The sequence below is a fragment of the Cryobacterium sp. N19 genome, assembly GCF_002929595.1.
Classification (GTDB): domain Bacteria; phylum Actinomycetota; class Actinomycetes; order Actinomycetales; family Microbacteriaceae; genus Cryobacterium; species Cryobacterium flavum.
Window position 1 is genome coordinate 267736 of sequence record NZ_PJJR01000053.1, and the last position, 19192, is coordinate 286927.

A 19192-nucleotide genomic window follows, 5' to 3' on the forward strand; every position below is an offset into this window, starting at 1 on the left:
TCTCGCGGGGTTCTTAGAGGCGGGCGTTGTGAATGGTGGTGACCAGAATGGCCCGGGCGCCGAGGGCGTAGAGGGCATCCATCACGTTGTTCATGTCGAGGCGGGCGATCATGACGCGCACGGCGGCCCACTCCGGGTCGTGCAGCGAGGACACCGTCGGCGATTCGATGCCCGGAGCAAGCGCTGCCGCAGCGTCGAGCAGGGCGACCGGAATGTCGTAGTCCAGCAGCACATACTGGCGGGCCACGAGTACGCCCTGCAGGCGGCGCAACAGGGTATCGATGCCGGCCTTGTCGTTGGTGGAGCTGATCAAGACAGCGGTGGACTCGAGAATGACCGGTCCGAAGATTTCGAGGCCCGCCTTGCGGAGGGTCGTGCCGGTGGAGACGACGTCGGCGACGGCATCCGCTACGCCGAGCTGAACGGCCGATTCGACGGCGCCGTCGAGTTCCACGAGGTCGACGGTCACTGAGTGGGTGGCGAGGAAGCGTTCAACCAGGCCGGGGTAGCTCGTGGCGACACGCAGACCGTGGAGGTGCTTCAGCTCGGTGAAGCGGCCAGCCGGACCGGCGAAACGAAAGGTGGAATCGCCGAAGTCGAGACTGGCGATCTCCACGGCTTTGGAGTGCGAGTCGAGCAGCAGGTCGCGGCCGGTGATACCGACGTCGAGGGCGCCGGATCCCACGTAGGTGGCGATGTCACGGGGGCGCAGGTAGAAAAACTCGACCCCGTTGCGGGGGTCGGCGGTAACGAGGTCGCGCGGGTCGCGACGGCCGGTGTAGCCGGCTTCGGTGAGCATCTGCGCGGCGGTTTCAGACAACGAGCCCTTGTTGGGCACGGCAATTCTCAGCATGGGGGTACTTTCTCGGTTTTGGATCACGCGACTATTCACTGATTTCGAGCCAGCTGGTGCGCTGGCGCGGGTCACAGATGTCGGTAGATGTCGGCCGGAGAGAGCCCTTTGGCGATCATCATGACCTGCAGGTGGTACAGCAACTGGGAGATCTCAGCGGAGGTTTCGTCGTCGCTCTGAAACTCGGCCGCCATCCAGACTTCGGCGGCTTCCTCAACAATTTTCTTGCCAATGGCGTGCACGCCGGCGTCGAGTTCGCGTACGGTACCGGAGCCCTCTGGACGGGTGGCGGCCTTGTCGCTCAGTTCTACGAAAAGGTCATCAAATGTTTTCACGACTCTAGGTTACCCGCACCGTGACGGTGGCTGGCCGCGCTCTGGCGCAGCAGGGCGATCTGGGCGGCCGGATTCTCGGCCCCGAACACGCTGGAACCGGCCACGAAGGTGTCGGCGCCGGCCGCGGCTGCGATCTCGATGGTCTGCGCGGTGATGCCGCCGTCGACCTGCAGCCAGACGTCGAGGCCGCTGTTCTGCACCGTTGTTCGCAGCTGGGCAAGCTTCGGCATGGTTTCGTGCATGAACCTCTGGCCACCGAAACCGGGCTCGACGGTCATGACGAGCACCTGGTCGAATTCGGGGAGAAGGTCGAGGTAGGGCGTCACATCGGTGCCGGGCTTCAGCGCGAGACCGGCGCGGGCGCCGATCTCGCGCAATTTTCTCGCCAGCGCGACCGGTTCTGTCGTGGCCTCGGCATGAAAGGTGACCGAGTAGGCGCCGGCCTCGGCGTAGCCGGGCGCCCAACGCTCGGGGTCGTCGATCATCAGGTGGATGTCGAGCGGCAGCGGCGAGACCTGCTGCAGCCGTTGCACCATACCGAGTCCGAAGGTGAGGTTCGGCACGAAGTGGTTGTCCATGATGTCGACGTGCACCAGATCGGCCGAGCGGATGCGACCCAGCTCGCTCTCGAAATTGGCGAAGTCGGCGGCGAGGATGCTCGGATTGATGCGGGTAGCCATCCGCTCAGCTTATCGAGTGTGCGATCGGGCTAGGACTGTGCGGCAATCGCGGCGCCCGACGGCTGGGGGCGCACCCACGGGCGTGACCGCGCACGATCTGAGTGGCCGCTACGGTAACGGGCCTAGCGCGCACCCGTTTCGGGGGTGCTCATCCGCTGGACGCAACGAGCCCAAAAGACGTGGGGCTAGGGGGCGCGCTGCAGCAGGGTGATGAACATCGCGTCGGTGCCGTGGCGATGCGGCCAGAGCTGCACGCTGCCGGTATCGGCGGGTAGGTCGAGGTTGGCGGCGCTGAAGGACTGCACGACGGCCGCGGTGTCGAGCGCGGTCACGCTGCCGCCGGCCTTGCGCACGGCGAGGGCAACGATCGCCCGGGTCTCGGCGGTGTGCGGCGAGCAGGTGACATAGGCCAGGATGCCGCCGGGCTTGAGCGCGAGCAGAGCCGCGTCGAGGAGCCCGGACTGCAGGCCGGCCAAGTCGGCGACGTCTTGGGGCTGCTTGCGCCAGCGGGCCTCCGGTCGGCGGCGCAGTGCACCGAGGCCGGTGCAGGGGGCATCGAGCAGGATGCGATCGAAGGTGTCGGCATGAGTCTGACCGATGGTGGTGCCGTCGATCTCCCAGACCGGAACGGTCTCCGGCAGAGCCTGCAGGGCAGTGCGCACGAGCGTTGCCCGCGCGGGAACGAGCTCGTTCGCCACGAGTTCGGCTCCCCCGGCGCGCGCCTCGGAGGCGAGCAGGGCGGCCTTACCACCGGGGCCGGCGCACAGGTCGAGCCAACGCTCCCCCGCAACGATCGGCTTGGCCCGGCTGAGCGCCAAGGCAGCGATCTGCGATCCTTCATCTTGCACCCGAACGCGACCCTCCGTGGCGGTCACCAAGTGGTACGGGTCTCCGGAATCCAGCACGAAACCGACCGGGGAGAATTCGTCGGCGAGGCCCAGTCGTTCACGGTCGGCGTCGGTGGCGAGGCCGGGCAGTGCGACCATGTTGACCTTGGCGGCCATGTTGTCGGCAGCGAGCAGGTCGGCGAGCTCGTCTTCGTGGCCTTCAGCTTTGAGCGCCTGGCGGAAGGCGCGCACGATCCAGGCCGGGTGCGAGTATTCGGCGGCGAGCCGGTCGTCGACGTTGACCGCCCCTTCGAGCACGCGCTCGCGCCATTCCTCGACGCTCGACCGGGCGATGGTGCGCAGCACCCCGTTGGTGAAGCCGGTCGCGGAGCGAGAGCCGACCTGTTTGGCGAGCGAGACGGATTCGTTGACCGCGGCGTGGGTCGCGACGCGGGTGGCGAGCAGCTGGTGGGCGCCGAGACGCAGTACATCGAGAATGGCGGGGTCGATGGCGCTCACCGGCCGGTTCGCGGCAAGGGCAATGACGCGATCGTAGAACCCCTGCATGCGCAGGGTGCCGTAGGTGAGCTCGGTCGCGAGGGCGGCATCCGCTGTGCCCAGGGCGGCGCGCTGAATGCGGGTCGGCAGTAGCAGGTTGGCGTAGGCGTCGGACTCGCGAACGGCGGCGATCACCTCGTAGGCGATGCGGCGGGCCGGCTGCACGTAGTCGGCCGGGGCCTGGCGAGAGCGGGCCGGCGTCGTGCCGGCACGATCCATACGCGCGCGATCATCGCTCATGAAGCCGTCACCGATTCTGCTCCCACTCCGCGCCACCAGTCGTTTGCTGTCATTGCTGTCTTTCCGGCCGGTTGCACGCGCAGCAGAACCAGCGGTTCGGTCTGCGTGCCCACGAGCACTGCTTTATCGAGCTGCAGAATGGTTCCGGCAGGCAGATGGGGTTCGAGGGCGCTCGGCGCGACCTCGAGGAGTTTCAGAACGGCGCCGTTCACGGTGGTGAACGCGCCCGGTTCGGGTGTCACGCCACGAATGTGACTGTAGACGGACGCTGCCGGCCGGCCGAAATCGATACGCGCGTCCTCCCGCACCAGTTTGGGCGCGAGAGTCACCTCACCGGTCTGCGGGACGGCAACGGCGGTGCCGGCGGCGAGCTCGTCGACGACTCGCAGCAGCAGGTCCGCTCCGCTATGGCTCAGTTCCTCCAGAAGTATTCCCGATGTGGAATGTGCTCCGACGGGGCGGGAGAAGCTGCCGAACACGGCACCGGCGTCGAGTTCGGGCACGAGCTGGAACACGGCAGCACCGGTGAGTTCATCGCCGGCCAGGACGGCACGCTGCACCGGCGATGCACCGCGCCAGCGCGGCAGGATTGAGAAGTGCAGATTGATCCAGCCGAGGCGGGGAACGGAGAGCAGCGGCTCGCGCACGATTCCGCCGTAGGCGACGATGACGCCGAGGTCGGGCTGCAGGGCGCTGATGATATCGGTCGCCTCCGCATCGAGCCGGTTGGTCTTCAGCACCGGGTAGCCTCGTTCGGTCGCAGCCTGCGCGACCGGCGACGGGGTAAGGGTGCGTTTGCGGCCGAGGGGGGCATCCGCTCGGGTGATCACGGAGACGATCTCATGATCGGTCCCGGCCAGGGCAGTGAGGCTGGGGACGGCGACCTCCGGCGTGCCAGCAAAGACGAGTTTCATTTAGAGCAGCTCCGGGTCGTCGAATCGAACTTTAAGTGTAGGTGCCGGTTGGAACGAGCCGGACTTCGGCTTGCGACGCCTGGCCGCGTTGCGCACGACCGCCGCCTTGAGCGCGTGGGCGACCTCATCGCCTCGGGCGTAACCGAACCGCACGACCGCACGCACCAGGGGCGGCTCGGTGTCCACCGGACCGAGCACGTCGAGGCCGGCGACCGCAGCCAGATCGGCCAGGGCAGCGTCGACGTCAGCGGCGGTTCCCGTCACGGACGCAACCCGCACGGCCGGCGGAAAGCGCAGCTGACGACGGTCGGCCAGCTCGCTCGCGGCGAACGTGTCGGGCCGCCAGGAGTTGAGTGCCCGGGCCAGGGCGCCGCCGACTCCGGTGAGCAGTACGGGCGCGCCGGGTGCAGCGAGGGCGGCGGCGTTGGCCCACCAGCGCAGGCAGTCTTCACCGACGCGAAGGGATTCGCGGGCCAGCATGCGTTCGCCGTCGAGAATGAGGATGGCCCGGTAGCCGCCGGTCGGCAGCGGTTCGGCGCCGCGGGTGGCGATGATGAGGGCCGGCTGCGGGCCGATGGTCTGCACGGTGTGCTCGCCGTCGGCGACGATCACTCGCGCCCCCGGGAAGGCGCGGCCGAGTTCTTCGGCGGTGCGGCCGGTGCCGAGCGTGACGACGCGCAGTTTGGTGCCCTCGCAGTGCAGGCAGGTCCAGCCGGCGGCCAGGGCGCCGCACCACCGGCAGGACGGCACGGACGAAGCCGATTTGAGGCCGAGCGGTCCCTGGCAGTGCGTGCAGCGGGCGGCCTTCTTGCAGCTCTGGCACGCGAGCATGGGCGCGTATCCGGGGCTGGCGACCTGCACCAGCACGGGGCCGTGTTGGAGCGCTTCGCGGGCGGCCTGCCAGGCGGCCGAGGGGATGCGGGCCGCACGAGCCTGCTGATCGGGCTCGGACTGAAAATCGGTCGGAATGATGCGCGGGTGCCGGTCGACGGCGGGACTCACCTCGCTGACGTAGCCGAGCTCGACCAGGCGCTGGGTCTCGACACTGCGGGAGTGGCCGAGCAGCACGAGGGCGCAGTCGGCGTCCTGCTGGCGCACGAGGGCGGCGTCGCGGGTGTTGACGTAGGGGCTGAGCTGCTCGGTGTAGAGCGGGTCGCCGTCGTCCCAGAGAGCGATCAGGCCGAGGTCGTGCGCCGGGGCATACACGGCAGACCGGTTGCCGAGGATGATTCGCGGCGCGGATTCGAGGCAGGCCAGGAAGGCACGGTACCGGTCGGGGTTGGGCTGGCGGGCGTCGACCCGGCTCAGCGGAAGGTCGGGGGCAAGCTGGGCGAGGGCGGCCTGCACCTGGTCCTGGTCGCGAAAGTCGGGAACGCACAGAATGGCGCTCTGCCCGGTGCCAAGGGTGGCGACGGCGAGTTCGGCGAGAGTTTTCGCCCAGCGTCCGATGGAAGTGCCGTCCTCGAGCTGGGTGAGTTCGGGGATCGCAGCGACGGCGACCCGGTGGTGCTCCACGATGGCGGTGTCGAGGCGGCCGGTCGGGTAGCCGACGAAAGCCGGGGTGGCCAGGGCGATAAGGACGGGTGACGGTGCCGGAATGGCGGTCTCGACGGGCTCAGACATCGCGGCCAACCAGGCCTTTTCGACTCGCACCTGGCGGGGCGGAACAGCGAGACGGATGATGTCGCTCGCGTTCCCCGCCGCCCGATCCGCTAGGCGGCGGGCCAGTTTCCAGACGTCAGGCGTGAGCACGACGGCCGTGGACACGACCGAGTCGAGCTCACTGAGGGCGCCGCGGTAGGCGCCATCCGCTTCAAAATCGACAACCCCTCGCGGGGCGCGCGGATCGAACACCTCGATCACGTAGGCGTCGACGACGCGACCGCCGGAACGAAACGGCACCTTCACGCGCACGCCAGCGGCCACCTGCCCGACCAGTTCGGCGGGTATGCCGTAGTCGAAAAGGTGGTCCAGTTGCGGCAGGGGGGAATCGATCAGCACCCGTGCGACGAGGCCGGTGTGCGTCATGACTGTGCCGGTTTCAGAGGCCGGCGGCGCTTCGCAGGTCGTCGACCTTGTCGAGCCGCTCCCAGGTGAAGTCGGGCAGCTCCCGGCCGAAGTGACCGTAGGTGGCGGTCTGCGCGTAGATGGGCCGCAGCAGGTCGAGTGAGTGGATGATCGCTGCCGGACGCAGGTCGAACACGTCCCGGATCGCCGCCGTGATCTCCCGGTCGGGCAGCACCCCGGTGCCGAAAGTCTCCACGTACAGACCGACCGGGGACGCCTTGCCGATCGCGTACGCGACCTGCACCTCGAGGCGTTCGGCCAGGCCCGCCGCAACAGCGTTCTTGGCAACCCAGCGCATGGCGTACGCGGCCGAACGGTCGACCTTGGACGGGTCCTTGCCGCTGAACGCACCGCCGCCGTGGCGGCTCGATCCGCCGTAGGTGTCAATGATGATCTTGCGCCCGGTGAGGCCGGCGTCACCCTGCGGGCCCCCGATTTCAAAGCGGCCGGTGGGGTTGATGAGCGTTGCCAGCGCGGAGGAGTCAAGGTCGATGCGCTCGAGCACCGGGCGAATAACAAGTTCTTCAACCTCGGCGCGCAGCCGCTCCGTGGTCACGGACGGCGCGTGCTGCGTCGATACCACGACGGTTTCGACGGTGCGGGGAATGATGCCGTCGTAGCCGATGGTGACCTGGGTCTTGCCGTCGGGGCGTAGATAGTCGAGTTCGCCGCTCTTGCGCACGAAGGCGAGGCGCTCGGCCAGGCGGTGCGCGATCCAGATCGGGATCGGCATGAGTTCGGGCGTCTCGCGGGTGGCGTACCCGAACATGATGCCCTGGTCGCCCGCGCCCTGCCGGTCGAAGTCGTCGAGGCTGGACTGCTCACGCGTTTCGAAGGCGTTGTCGACGCCCTGAGCGATGTCGGGCGACTGGCCGCCGATGGAGATTTCGACGCCGCAGGATCGGCCGTCAAACCAGACGTCGGAGGAATCGTAGCCGATGTCGGTGATGCACTTGCGCACGATCGACGGAATCTCGACGTACGCCTCAGTGCTGACCTCGCCGGCTACGTGCACGAGGCCGGTGGTGACGAGGGTCTCAACAGCGACGCGGCTGTGCGGGTCGTCCGTGAGGAGGGCATCGAGGATACTGTCGGAGATCTGGTCGCAGATCTTGTCGGGGTGACCCTCGGTGACTGATTCCGAGGTGAAGAGGCGAAGATCGCTCATCTGGCCCGTCTCTGTAGAAGTTGAATGCCGGTCGCAGCTGAGGCTAACCGATCAGGTCAAGTATGCAATTGGCCACCGACATCTTGCTGCCGGAGACCTCATTCACTATAACTCCGTGGCGATCGAGCACCGTCACGGTGTTACGTTCCGTGCCGAAACCGGCGTCCTGCCCCACCCGGTTCACGACCAGGTAGTCGCAGCCCTTGCGGGTGATTTTGTCGCGACCGAGGGCCAGCAGCCGGTCGGCATCCGTTTCGGTTTCGGCGGCAAAGCCGATGATCAGTTGACCCGGCCGGCTGGCAGTAGAGAGCTCGGCCAGAATGTCGGGGTTCTTGACCAGTTCCAGCGTGAGGGTGTCCCCCACGTCTTCCTTTTTGATCTTGCCGACCTGCACGGACCGGGGCCGATAATCGGCGACCGCGGCGGCCATGATGATGACGTCGGCCGTTCCGGCGGCGCGCGTCATGGCCTCGTGCATCTCAAGGGCACTGCCCACGAGAACGGTCGTGATGCTGGTCGGAACGGCCACCTCGAGGTTGGCGGCGACCAGGGTGACCAAGGCCCCGCGGGCCAGGGCCGCCTGGGCGAGCGCGACGCCCTGCTTACCGCTCGAGCGGTTGCCGAGGAACCGCACCGGGTCGAGCGGTTCCCGCGTGCCGCCGGCGCTGATCAGTACTCGGCGACCGGCGAGATCCGCCACAGCGGATGCCGCAGCCTCACCAGCAGGCATCGCCCGGTCGAGCACGGCCAGCGCCACCGCGACGATGGTGTCCGGCTCTTCCATGCGGCCGGCGCCGGAGTCGGTGCCGGTGAGCCGACCGACGCCGGGGCCAACGATGGTTATACCGCGCGAGCGCAGCACGGCCACATTGGCGACCGTAGCGGGGTTGTTCCACATCTCGGTGTGCATAGCCGGTGCGATCACGAGCGGTGCGGTGCTGGCCAGAATGGTGTTACCGAGCAGGTCGTCGGCGAGGCCGGCGGCGAGTTTGGCGATGCTGTTGGCCGTTGCCGGTGCGACGACGATGAGGGCGGCGCTCTGGCCGATGGCCACGTGGCGTACCTCGGCGACGCCCTCATAGAGGTCCGTGTGCACCGGGTTACGCGAGATGGCCTCGAGGGTGGGCTTGCCGACGAAGCGCAGTGCCGCCGGGGTGGCGACCACGTGCACCGAGTCGCCGTTCAACACAAAAGCGCGCACAATGTTGACGGCCTTGTACGCTGCGATGCCGCCGGTGATACCGACGACAATCGTGCGAGGTGTCTTCATCCTGCGCGCTTAGTGGTTAGTGCTCTAGGCCTCGACGATCGGGCGGGAAACGAGCTTGTCGTCGTTGATCTCGCGCAGGGCCACCGAGAGCGGCTTGTCTTCGACGGTCGAGTCGACGAGCGGTCCGACGTTGTCGAACAGGCTGCCTTCGTGCAGGTCGGCGTAGTAGTCGTTGATCTGACGCGCACGCTTGGACGCGAAAATCACGAGGGCATACTTCGAGTCGACCTTGGAGAGCAGGTCGTCGATGGGCGGGTCAATGATGCCAGTGGGCTTGTTCGCCATTGGTGTCACACTCCTAATAGAGCACGGCCTGAGGCCAGTGCGAATCTGTTGTTAAACGAAAACATGAGCGGTATACGTGCCCGGAGACACGCAAGAATTCAGCAGAAACGGGCGCTACGACGTGCTGGATGCAGCGCGGATCTCCATCAAGTCTACGACCTCACGGGCGGCGTCGCCGACATCGTGGTTGATCACGCGGTAATCGAACTCGCCCTGGGCCGCCAATTCCAGCTTGGCGGTCTCGAGTCGACGGGCCTGTTCGGCGGCATCTTCGGTGCCGCGGCCGATCAGGCGGCGCACCAATTCGTCCCAGCTCGGCGGCAGCAGGAACACCAGCCGGGCTTCGGGCATGGCACGGCGCACGGCGCGAGCCCCCTGCAGGTCGATCTCGAGCAGCACGCTGTTGCCGGCTGCGATGGCCGTATCAACCGGGCCGCGGGGGGTGCCGTAGCGGTAGGCGTTGTGCACCTTGGCCCACTCGAGCAGTTCGCCGCCCGCGACCATGCGGTCGAATTCGTCGTCGGAGACGAAGTAGTAGCTGACCCCCTCGGTCTCCCCCGGGCGCGGTGCGCGCGTCGTGGCCGAGACGGAGAGCAGCACGTCGGGGTAGTTCTCCCGGATATAGCCGGCGACGGTGCCCTTGCCGACCGCGGTGGGGCCGGCGAGAACGATGAGTTTGGAGTCGGCTACGCCGTGCCGGAGCGTGGGCCGTTCGGAGAGAAAGTCCCGCAGCCGGTCGCGCTGGTGCCGGCCCAGGCCGCCGAGCCGCTTAGACGGCGAGATTTCGAGCCGATGGATGATGCGCTGCATCTTGGTCACACCGATGGCCGGAATGCTCACGAGCAGCTCGGTCACTCGCAGCCGCCCCTCGACCCCGATCGGGTCCTTGATCGCGGTGGCGAGCACCTCGAGGGCGGTTCGTTCGCCCGAAGCAACCTCGGCTTTGACCTTGGCGCGGGCTCGCCTGGCAGCGACGGCGGCGCGCGACGCAGCCACCCGGTCGACTTCGGGCGGGGTGGGACGGTTTTCAGCCACGAACGGCACCTACTTCGGTTATTCGGCGCTCAATGGCTTCTTCGATCCGGTGGGGTCCGGCCGAGAGCACACTGCGCGATTCACTCACGATAACTCCTCCGGCGTATTCACCATATATCAAGGTCAGATCCATAATATTCCCTCCCTGGTGACCAAAACCGGGTGCGAGCACGGGAGTTCGAAATTCGGTCGGCGCCCGCAGCACGTCGATGCCGAAGGCGGCCAGGTCGAGAGTGGCTCCGAGCACGACGCCGATCGACCCGAGACCGGTCGCCAAACCAGCGGATGCCGCACTAGGGCCGGCCCGCGCGTTCCGCGCTCCCACGTCGTCGAGAATGGCCCGGGCGACGCTCGATCCCTGGAACGGACCGTCGGCCACGATGGCCCGCTGAACGTCCGCGGCCTCGGGGTTGGAGGTCGCGGCCAGCAGAAACACACCCTTGCCGTTCGATGCGGCGAGGGTGAGTGGTGAGTCGAGCGAACCGACACCCATGTACGCGGCGAGGGTGAGGGCATCCACTTCGAGCGGGGAACCGGGCGTGAACCAGGCCTGCGCGTAGGCTTCGACGCTCGTGCCGAGGTCGCCGCGTTTGGCGTCGCCGATCACGAGCAGGCCGGCCGACCGGGCGTCGGCCAGCACGCGTTCGAGCGCCAGGAAGCCCGCCGAACCAAAGCGTTCGAAGAAGGCGACCTGCGGTTTGACGATACCCACCCGGCCGGCCGCAGCCGCGACGACGGCACGACCGAACGATTCGACGCCGGCCGCGGTGTCGGGCAGGTTCCACTCACCAAGCAACCAGGAATGCGGGTCGATGCCCACGCAGAGCTGGCCGTAAGTGGCAAACATCCGCTCGAGCCGGTCACCAAAGGAAACCGGGCTCACAGCACGGCCGCTGTTCACAGCAGAGCGGTTCGGGCCGTGGCGTATTCCTGAAGCGAGGTCACCTCGAACCCGTCGCGAATCGAGTCGATCGAGGCTACTGCGGCGCTGAGTTCGGCGATCGTGGTGAACAGCGGCAGGTCGCCGGCCACTGCGGCGGCACGAATCTCGTAGCCGTCGGCGCGTGCCGTGCTGCCGCCGGGGGTGTTGATGACGATCTGGATCTCTTCGCGGCGAATGAGCTCGACGATGGAGACGTCGTCCTCGTCGGTTTTCTCACTGAACTTGGTCACGACGCGGGCGCGGATGCCGTTTCGCTGCAACACCTCGGCGGTGCCGATGGTTGCGGTGATCTCGTAGCCAAGCTGCTGCAGGCGCAGCATCGGCAGGATGATCGCTCGCTTGTCGCGGTCGGAGACCGACACGAACACGGTGCCGGAAAGCGGGATTCCGCCGTAGGCGGCGAGCTGGCTTTTGGCGAACGCCCGCGGGAAGTCGCGGTCGATGCCCATGACCTCGCCGGTGGAACGCATCTCCGGGCCGAGGATGGAGTCGACCACGAGGCCCTCGGGGGTGCGGAACCGGTTGAACGGCAGTACGGCTTCCTTCACGGCGACCGGCGCTTCGATCGGCACGCGGGAGCCGTCGATGAGCGGCAGCTTGCCCTCCGCCTTCAGCTCGGCGATGGTCGTGCCGACCATGATGAGCGCGGCTGCCTTGGCGAGGGTGATGCCCAGTGCCTTCGCGACGAAAGGCACCGTGCGCGAGGCGCGCGGGTTGGCTTCCAGCACGTAGAGCACTCCGGCGCCGATGGCGAACTGCACGTTGAGCAGGCCTTTCACGCCGATACCGCGGGCGATGCCGAGGGTCGCTTCGCGCACACGGTCGATTTCGGCGCGCCCGAGGGTGACCGGCGGCAGGGTGCAGCTCGAGTCGCCGGAGTGGATGCCGGCTTCTTCGATGTGCTCCATGACGCCGCCGATGTACAGTTCGTGGCCGTCGTAGATGGCGTCGACGTCGATCTCGATGGCATCGTCGAGAAAACGGTCGACCAGAAGCGGATGCCCCGCCCCGATGATTCCCTGTCCGGCCATGCGCTGAAAGTAGTCGGCCAGCGATGGGGAATCGTAGACGATCTCCATGCCGCGTCCGCCGAGCACGTAGCTCGGGCGAACGAGCACCGGGTAGCCGATTTCTTCGGCCACCACCACGGCGCCGGCAAAGTCGATCGCTGTTCCGTTGCGGGGGGCGAGCAGGCCGGCGTCGTCGAGGATCTTCGAGAACAGGCCGCGCTCTTCAGCCAGGTCGATGGCGTCGGGCGTGGTGCCAAGAATGGGGATGCCGGCCGCTTCGAGTCCGCGGGCCAGGCTCAGCGCGGTCTGGCCGCCGAGCTGCACGACCACGCCGACGAGTTCGCCGCTCTGGCTTTCAGCGTAGATGACCTCGAGCACGTCTTCAAGGGTGAGCGGTTCGAAGTACAGTCGGTCGCTGGTGTCGTAGTCGGTGGAGACCGTCTCCGGGTTGCAGTTGATCATGATGGTCTCATATCCGGCGTCCGACAGGGCGAAGGAGGCGTGTACACAGGAGTAGTCGAATTCGACGCCCTGCCCGATGCGGTTCGGTCCGGACCCGAGGATAACGACCTTGCGGCGGTCGCTGGCGACAACCTCGGTCTCGGTGTCATAGCTCGAGTAGTGGTACGGCGTGAGGGCCGGGAACTCCCCCGCGCAGGTGTCGACGGTTTTGAACACGGGGCGCACACCGAGAATGTGCCGCACCGTGCGCACATCCGCTTCGCCAAAGCCGCGCAGTTCGCCGATCTGCGCGTCGGAGAAGCCGTGGTCCTTGGCGAGGATCATGACGTCGCGGTCGAGTCGGTCGGCGGCTTTGACCTGCTCGGCGATCTCGTTGATCAGCACGATCTGGTCGATGAACCACGGGTCGATCTTGGTCGCAGCAAAGACCTCGTCGATTGTCGCGCCGCGGCGCAGGGCCTGCTGCACGGTGACGATGCGGCCGTCGGTGGGAATCTCGGCGGCGGCGAGCAGTTCCTCGACAGAGCGGGTCTCCGCGCCCCAGTGAAAGCTCGAGCCGCGCTTTTCGAGCGAGCGCAGTGCCTTCTGCAGGGCGGAGGCGAAGCTGCGACCGATGGCCATCGCCTCGCCGACCGACTTCATGGTCGTGGTCAGCCGCTGGTCAGCGGCCGGGAACTTCTCGAACGCAAACCGCGGAACCTTCACCACGACGTAGTCGAGCGTGGGTTCGAAGCTCGCCGGGGTGACTCCGGTGATGTCGTTGGGGATCTCATCCAGGCGGTAGCCGATGGCGAGTTTGGCGGCGATCTTGGCGATCGGGAAGCCGGTCGCCTTACTGGCCAGGGCGGAGGAACGCGACACCCGCGGGTTCATCTCGATCACGATGACGCGGCCATCGACCGGGTTGATCGCGAACTGGATGTTGCAGCCGCCGGTGTCGACGCCGACGGCGCGGATGATGTCGATCGAGATGTCGCGCAGGTGCTGGAATTCACGGTCGGTCAGGGTGAGCGCCGGGGCGACGGTGATCGAGTCGCCGGTGTGCACGCCGACCGGGTCGACGTTTTCGATGGAACAAACGACGACCGTGTTGTCGGCCGTGTCGCGCATCATCTCGAGTTCGTACTCTTTCCAGCCCAAGATGGATTCTTCGAGCAGCACCTCGGTGGTCGGGCTGTGGTGCAGGCCGTCAGTGACGATGCGGCGCAGTTCCACCTCGGTGTAAGCGAAGCCGCTTCCGAGGCCGCCCATGGTGAAGGAGGGGCGTACAACGAGCGGGTAGCCGAGGTCATCGGCGTAGCCGATCGCTTCCTCGACGGTGCGGGCAATGTACGAGCGGGCCACGTCGGCGCCAGCGTCGAGCACGAGCTGCTTGAAGATCATGCGGTCTTCGCCCTTGTTGATGGCGTCGAAGCTCGCGCCGATCAGCTCCACGTTGTACTTCTGAAGGATTCCGCGCTCGTGCAGCTGGATGGCCGCGTTGAGGGCGGTCTGCCCACCCAGGGTGGGCAAAATCGCATCCGGTCGTTCCTTCGCGATGATCGTCTCAAGAATCTCGGCGGTGATCGGTTCGATGTAGGTGGCATCGGCAAAATCGGGGTCGGTCATGATGGTGGCCGGGTTCGAGTTGACCAGGATGACGCGTACGCCCTCCTCGCGCAGAACGCGGCAGGCCTGGGTGCCGGAGTAGTCGAACTCGCAGGCCTGGCCGATGACGATCGGGCCGCTGCCGATGACAAGAACGCTGTTGATATCGTCGCGCTTGGGCATTATTTGGTTTCTCCTGCATTGGCGCTCTGCGAAGCCAGCACAACGTCTCTGAATCGATCGAAAAGGTGGTTGGCGTCGTGCGGGCCGGCGGCGGCCTCCGGGTGGTACTGCACCGAGAAGGCGTTGATGTCGAGGCAGCGGATGCCTTCGACGACCTGGTCGTTGAGGCTGTAGTGGCTCACTTCAACCCGTCCGAAGCCGGCGCGGGAGTCGTGGATGCCCTCGATGGGCATGTCGACGGCGAAACCGTGGTTCTGCGAGGTGATCTCGACCCGCCCGGTGGTCTTGTCGAGCACCGGCTGGTTGATTCCCCGGTGGCCGAACGGCAACTTGTAGGTGCGAAAGCCGAGCGCCCGGCCGAGCAGCTGGTTGCCGAAGCAGATGCCGAAGTATGGGACGCCCGCGCGCAGCACCTCCTGCAGCAGGGTGACGTGGGCGTCGGAGGCGGCCGGGTCGCCGGGTCCGTTCGAGAAGAACAGGGCTGAGGGCTTCAGCGACAAAACGTGCTCTGCGGTCACCGACTGCGGCAGCACGAGCACTTCGAAGCCCCGCTCGGCCAGGTAGGTGAGCGTGCTGGTCTTCACACCGAGATCGAGCACCGCGACGGAGCCGATGCGTTCTCCGACGGCGGGGATGGAGAAGGGTTCGACGGTCGAGACCTCGAGCGACAGGTTGCGGCCGCGCATGGCCGCGCCCGAGCGCACCCGTTCGAGCTGTTCGCTCTCGGACAGGCCGAACAGATCACCGGAAAAGATACCGCTCCTCATGGCACCCGCAGAGCGGATGTGACGGGTGATCGCCCGGGTGTCGATACCGCTGATCCCGACCACGCCCTGCTCTTCGAGATCATCGTCGAGGGTGCGGGTGGCGCGAAAGTTGGAGGCGATACGCGCGGGTTCCCGCACGATGAAGCCGGCCACCCAGATCTGACGGGACTCCATGTCCTCATCATTCATGCCGGTGTTGCCGATGTGCGGGGCGGTCATGAGCACGATCTGCCCGGCGTAGGACGGGTCGGTCAGGGTCTCCTGGTAGCCGGTCATGCCGGTGGCGAAGACGATCTCGCCGAGGGTCTGCCCCTCACTGCCGTAGCTGCGGCCTACGAAGCGGCGACCGTCTTCGAGCACGAGTACGGCTGGGCCGGGCTTGTCCGTCACGGAGAAGGTGGCGTTCAGCGCAACGGATGCTGCGGGCTGGCCCGATCCGGCCACGCCCGAGACGGACTGCTCGGGGGTTGCCTGTTCGGCTGATTCGGTGGAATCTGCCTGGTCTGGTGCGGTGGAGTCGGGCACGTCAGGCCTCACTTTCGTCTTGATGGGCCGGATCTGTGCGCGCGGCGGTAATGGTTCGGATCGAGTCGACGAGGCGAGCGCGATCATTCGGATCGATGATGCGAAAGAAGCTGTCGACGGCACGGCGGTCGTCGGTGCTGGCGGCCGAGTTCAGTCGCCAGCTCAGACGAACGAGTCCGTCGGTTTCAACGGCACGGTCGATGGCGACCTGGGCGGCGCCGATCGCGTCGATGGCTGCGGCCGAGACGAACACCGGCTGGTTGCCGTCGAGATCCAGCACCACGCCGGTCTTGGACACGGTCAGGGCGGCGCGGGCGCGAAAGCCCAGGCCACGGATGGCGAGGCGCTCGAGCGGTGCGTCGCGGGGCGTGGTCGCCACGTAGTAGGCCTCGGCCCTGGCCAGTTCGACTGCGGCGCTGCCTGGCATCGGGTAGCCGGCACTGAGCCCGGCGTCTCGCCGGCTGCGCTTTCGCCAGCTGCGCCACATGAGCACGAGGACGCCGAGCAGGACGAGCGCTGTGATGATGGCGGGGATGGACCTATCCATGAGTGAGTACTCCGCTCGCGTGACCGGCTATCTCGAGGCTGCTGCGCACTGCACCATCGAGCACCGTGGCGTAGCCTCGGTGGAACGTTGCGCGCACCTCGCCCGGCAGGGTCATTGACAGGTACGGGGAGTTTGTACTCGTGCCGGCGAGGTCGGCGCGGCCGAACACTCGGGTGGCCGCAGCGTCGTACAGGGTCAGTTCGGCCGGCGACCCGACCGCGATCGGGTTGCCCTGACCAGTGACGCGCCCGATGTGAGCGGGCGCACGGGAGAGCACACGTTCGATGTCGACCCAGTCGAGCAGCCCGGTCGCGACGACCGCGGCGTGCACGACCGACAGCGCTGATTCCAGCCCGATCATGCCGTTGGCGGCGGCGTCCCACTCGCAGTCCTTGCTTTCGGCGGGGTGCGGGGCGTGGTCGGTGGCGACGATGTCGATGGTGCCGTCGGCGAGTCCGGCGCGCAGGGCTTCGACGTCTTCGCGGCTGCGCAGCGGAGGGTTCACCTTGAACCGGGCGTCGTAGCCGCGCACGAGATCTTCGGTGAGCAGCAGGTGGTGCGGCGTGACCTCGGCGCTCACGTTGATGCCGCGGGCCTTGGCCCAGCGGATCACGTCGACAGAGCCGGCCGTGGAGACGTGGCAGACGTGCAGGCGTGACCCGACGTGTTCGGCCAGCAGAACGTCGCGGGCGATGATCGACTCTTCGGCGACGGCCGGCCAGCCGACCAGGCCGAGTTCGCCGGAGAGGGCGCCCTCGTTCATCTGGGCTTTTTCGGTGAGGCGCGGTTCCTGCGAGTGCTGGGCGATGACGCCGTCGAACGCCTTCACGTATTCGAGGGCGCGACGCATGAGCAGCGGGTCAGAGACGCAGAAGCCGTCGTCGGAGAACACCCGCACGCGGGCGCGACTGGAGGCCATGGCGCCGAGTTCGGCGAGTTGTTTGCCGGCCAGGCCCACGGTGACGGCGCCGATCGGCTGCACGTCGACGTAGCCGGCGGTTTCGCCGAGGGCGAGCACCTGCTCGACCACCCCGGCGGTGTCCTGTGCCGGCAGGGTGTTGGCCATGGCGAACACGCTCGTGAAGCCGCCGCGGGCGGCAGCGCGGCTGCCGCTCAGCACGGTTTCGCTGTGCTCGTAGCCGGGTTCGCGCAGGTGGGCGTGCAGGTCGACCAGACCGGGCAGCGCGATGAGCCCGTCGGCGTCGATCACGCTCGCGCCGCTCGGGGAGAGGCCGGACCCCAGCTCGACGATGCGTGCACCATCAAGACGGATATCCGTGCCCGTGCCGTCCGGCAGGGTCGCCCCGCGAATCAGCCAGCGCTGTTGCAAACCGTCAATCGACATTCTTTGATTCCTTCCGGTCACCGGATAAGAGCAAGTAGAGTGCGGCCATCCGCACGGAGACACCGTTCGTGACCTGTTCGAGCACGGTGGAATTAGCGGAGTCGGCCGCCGCCGAAGAGATCTCCAAACCACGATTCATCGGGCCCGGGTGCATAACAATGCTAGCCGGACCGAGCCGACCGAATCGCGCGTCGTCGAGGCCCCACACCCGGGAGTACTCGCGGCTGCTTGGGAAGAAGGCCGCGCTCATCCGTTCGGTCTGGATGCGCAGCATCATGACCACGTCGGGGCCGGCATCGATCGCGTCGTCGAGGTCGAAGCTGAACCGGGCCGGCCAGAGCGAGGTGTCGCTCGGCAGGAGGGTGGGCGGGGCCACGAAGGTGACCTCGGCGCCGAGGGTGGTGAGGAGCCACAGGTTGGATCGGGCGACCCGGGAGTGCAGCACGTCGCCGACGATGGTGACAGTCACCCCGTCGAGGCCCTTGCCGCGCGAGGCCGGGCCATGATTGCGGCGGCGAATGGTGAACGCGTCGAGCAGGGCCTGGGTGGGATGCTCGTGGGTGCCGTCGCCGGCGTTGATGATGCCAGCGTCGATCCAGCCGCTCGCGGCGAGTACCGCCGGGCCACCGGAGGCCGGGTGGCGGATGACGACTCCGTCGGCACCGATCGCGGCGAGGGTCTGCGCGGTGTCCTTCAGGCTTTCACCCTTCGACACGCTCGATCCCTTGGCGCTGAAGTTGATCACGTCGGCGCTCAGGCGCTTTGCGGCGGCTTCAAAGGAGATGCGGGTGCGGGTGGAGTCCTCGAAGAACAGGTTGACGACGGTCTTGCCACGCAGAGTCGGGAGTTTCTTGACCTCCCGCTGGGCGACATCCGCCATGTCTTCGGCAATGTCGAGCAGGTTGATCGCTTCGTCCCGGGAAAGGTCCTTGGTAGACAGCAGGTGCCTCATCGGTTGCTCCCGCCGTCGATCGAGACGAACTCGTCGCCGTCGATCTCTTCGAGGTGCACGTTGATGCGCTCGTCGGTGGCCGTCGGCAGGTTGCGACCCACGAAGTCGGCCCGAATCGGCAGCTCGCGGTGGCCACGATCGACGAGAACCGCCAGACGCACGATGGTGGGGCGGCCGTGATCACCGAGCGCGTCGAGGGCGCTGCGGATGGTGCGGCCCGAGTACAGCACATCGTCGACGAGGACGACGGTGGCACCGTTGATGCTGCCGGGCACTTCGGTTCGGGACGGCGTGCGGGTGCGGCCGTGGGCGAGGTCGTCGCGGTAGAGCGTGACATCAAGCGATCCGACTCGCACGGCCGTTGCCGCGGGTTCGATGCTCTGGATGATCTCGGCAATGCGGCGAGCGAGAATGACCCCGCGTGTCGGGATACCGAGGATGATGAGGTTTTCCGGGCCCCGATTGGACTCCAGAATCTCGTGGGAAATTCGAGTCAACGCGCGGATGATGTCAGCCTGAGTGAGCACAATGTGCGCCAAATGCCGACCTCCTTCCCCGTCTCACAGGACGGATCATTAAAGGATGTCTGAATAGGTTCAGCTTAGTCGTTGGCACGCCCCTGTGGGCGCACCAACGACT

At 67.0% G+C, this 19192-nt stretch carries 17 protein-coding genes; all 17 read right to left on the bottom strand.

All coding sequences use genetic code 11. The annotated features are described in order from the left end of the window. Window positions 1-13 precede the first annotated feature (13 nt). The 17 genes from hisG to pyrR all read right to left on the bottom strand — a co-directional run bounded on the left by hisG (window position 14) and on the right by pyrR (window position 19092). Window positions 14-853: an ATP phosphoribosyltransferase gene (hisG, locus tag CXY78_RS17045; RefSeq protein ID WP_092340074.1), complete on the bottom strand. Its 840-nt coding sequence runs from the start codon at window positions 851-853 to the stop codon at window positions 14-16. Between the two features lie 71 nt (window positions 854-924). Further along, window positions 925-1188 carry a phosphoribosyl-ATP diphosphatase gene (locus CXY78_RS17050; protein ID WP_092340073.1) on the bottom strand — a complete coding sequence of 88 codons (264 nt, stop codon included), beginning with the start codon at window positions 1186-1188 and terminating at the stop codon, window positions 925-927. Next, window positions 1185-1868: a ribulose-phosphate 3-epimerase gene (gene rpe / locus CXY78_RS17055; RefSeq protein WP_092340072.1), complete on the bottom strand. Its 684-nt coding sequence runs from the start codon at window positions 1866-1868 to the stop codon at window positions 1185-1187. Before rpe ends, CXY78_RS17050 begins: the two co-directional genes overlap by 4 nt. A 185-nt stretch (window positions 1869-2053) precedes the next feature. Then, entirely contained in the window at window positions 2054-3493 is a 1440-nt protein-coding gene (locus tag CXY78_RS17060; RefSeq protein ID WP_104090382.1) for a transcription antitermination factor NusB, read from the bottom strand. Further along, window positions 3490-4407 (bottom strand): methionyl-tRNA formyltransferase, encoded by a 918-nt coding sequence (fmt, locus tag CXY78_RS17065; protein WP_104090384.1) that lies wholly within the window; start codon window positions 4405-4407, stop codon window positions 3490-3492. The genes CXY78_RS17060 and fmt overlap by 4 nt, the downstream gene beginning before the upstream one ends. Then, window positions 4408-6435, bottom strand: coding sequence for a hypothetical protein (locus CXY78_RS17070; RefSeq protein WP_104090385.1), 2028 nt, complete (start codon window positions 6433-6435; stop codon window positions 4408-4410). A 13-nt stretch (window positions 6436-6448) separates the two neighbouring features. Next, entirely contained in the window at window positions 6449-7642 is a 1194-nt protein-coding gene (metK, locus tag CXY78_RS17075; RefSeq protein ID WP_092340068.1) for a methionine adenosyltransferase, read from the bottom strand. 43 nt (window positions 7643-7685) lie between these two features. Then, complete coding sequence (gene coaBC, locus CXY78_RS17080; protein ID WP_092340067.1) at window positions 7686-8912, bottom strand: bifunctional phosphopantothenoylcysteine decarboxylase/phosphopantothenate--cysteine ligase CoaBC; 1227 nt, start codon at window positions 8910-8912, stop codon at window positions 7686-7688. 24 nt (window positions 8913-8936) lie between these two features. Continuing rightward, a complete protein-coding gene (gene rpoZ / locus CXY78_RS17085) occupies window positions 8937-9197 on the bottom strand; it encodes a DNA-directed RNA polymerase subunit omega (RefSeq protein ID WP_092107764.1) in 261 nt (86 codons plus the stop codon). A gap of 114 nt (window positions 9198-9311) precedes the next feature. Next, entirely contained in the window at window positions 9312-10232 is a 921-nt protein-coding gene (gene gmk, locus CXY78_RS17090) for a guanylate kinase (protein ID WP_104090529.1), read from the bottom strand. After that, on the bottom strand, window positions 10225-11115 hold the full coding sequence (gene pyrF / locus CXY78_RS17095; RefSeq protein ID WP_255410001.1) for an orotidine-5'-phosphate decarboxylase: 891 nt from the start codon (window positions 11113-11115) through the stop codon (window positions 10225-10227). Before pyrF ends, gmk begins: the two co-directional genes overlap by 8 nt. Window positions 11116-11129: 14 nt before the next feature. Beyond that, the gene (gene carB, locus CXY78_RS17100; protein WP_092340066.1) at window positions 11130-14417 is read right to left on the bottom strand and encodes a carbamoyl-phosphate synthase large subunit; all 3288 of its coding nucleotides are present in this window, start codon (window positions 14415-14417) and stop codon (window positions 11130-11132) included. Then, complete coding sequence (gene carA, locus CXY78_RS17105) at window positions 14417-15574, bottom strand: glutamine-hydrolyzing carbamoyl-phosphate synthase small subunit (RefSeq protein ID WP_104090532.1); 1158 nt, start codon at window positions 15572-15574, stop codon at window positions 14417-14419. The genes carB and carA overlap by 1 nt, the downstream gene beginning before the upstream one ends. 136 nt (window positions 15575-15710) lie before the next feature. Continuing rightward, entirely contained in the window at window positions 15711-16256 is a 546-nt protein-coding gene (locus CXY78_RS17110) for a hypothetical protein (protein WP_104090387.1), read from the bottom strand. Next, a complete protein-coding gene (locus CXY78_RS17115) occupies window positions 16249-17601 on the bottom strand; it encodes a dihydroorotase (protein ID WP_092340063.1) in 1353 nt (450 codons plus the stop codon). Before CXY78_RS17115 ends, CXY78_RS17110 begins: the two co-directional genes overlap by 8 nt. Beyond that, window positions 17591-18553, bottom strand: coding sequence for an aspartate carbamoyltransferase catalytic subunit (locus tag CXY78_RS17120; protein WP_092340062.1), 963 nt, complete (start codon window positions 18551-18553; stop codon window positions 17591-17593). The genes CXY78_RS17115 and CXY78_RS17120 overlap by 11 nt, the downstream gene beginning before the upstream one ends. Continuing rightward, window positions 18550-19092: a bifunctional pyr operon transcriptional regulator/uracil phosphoribosyltransferase PyrR gene (gene pyrR, locus CXY78_RS17125; protein ID WP_092340061.1), complete on the bottom strand. Its 543-nt coding sequence runs from the start codon at window positions 19090-19092 to the stop codon at window positions 18550-18552. Before pyrR ends, CXY78_RS17120 begins: the two co-directional genes overlap by 4 nt. Between the last annotated feature and the right edge of the window lie 100 nt (window positions 19093-19192).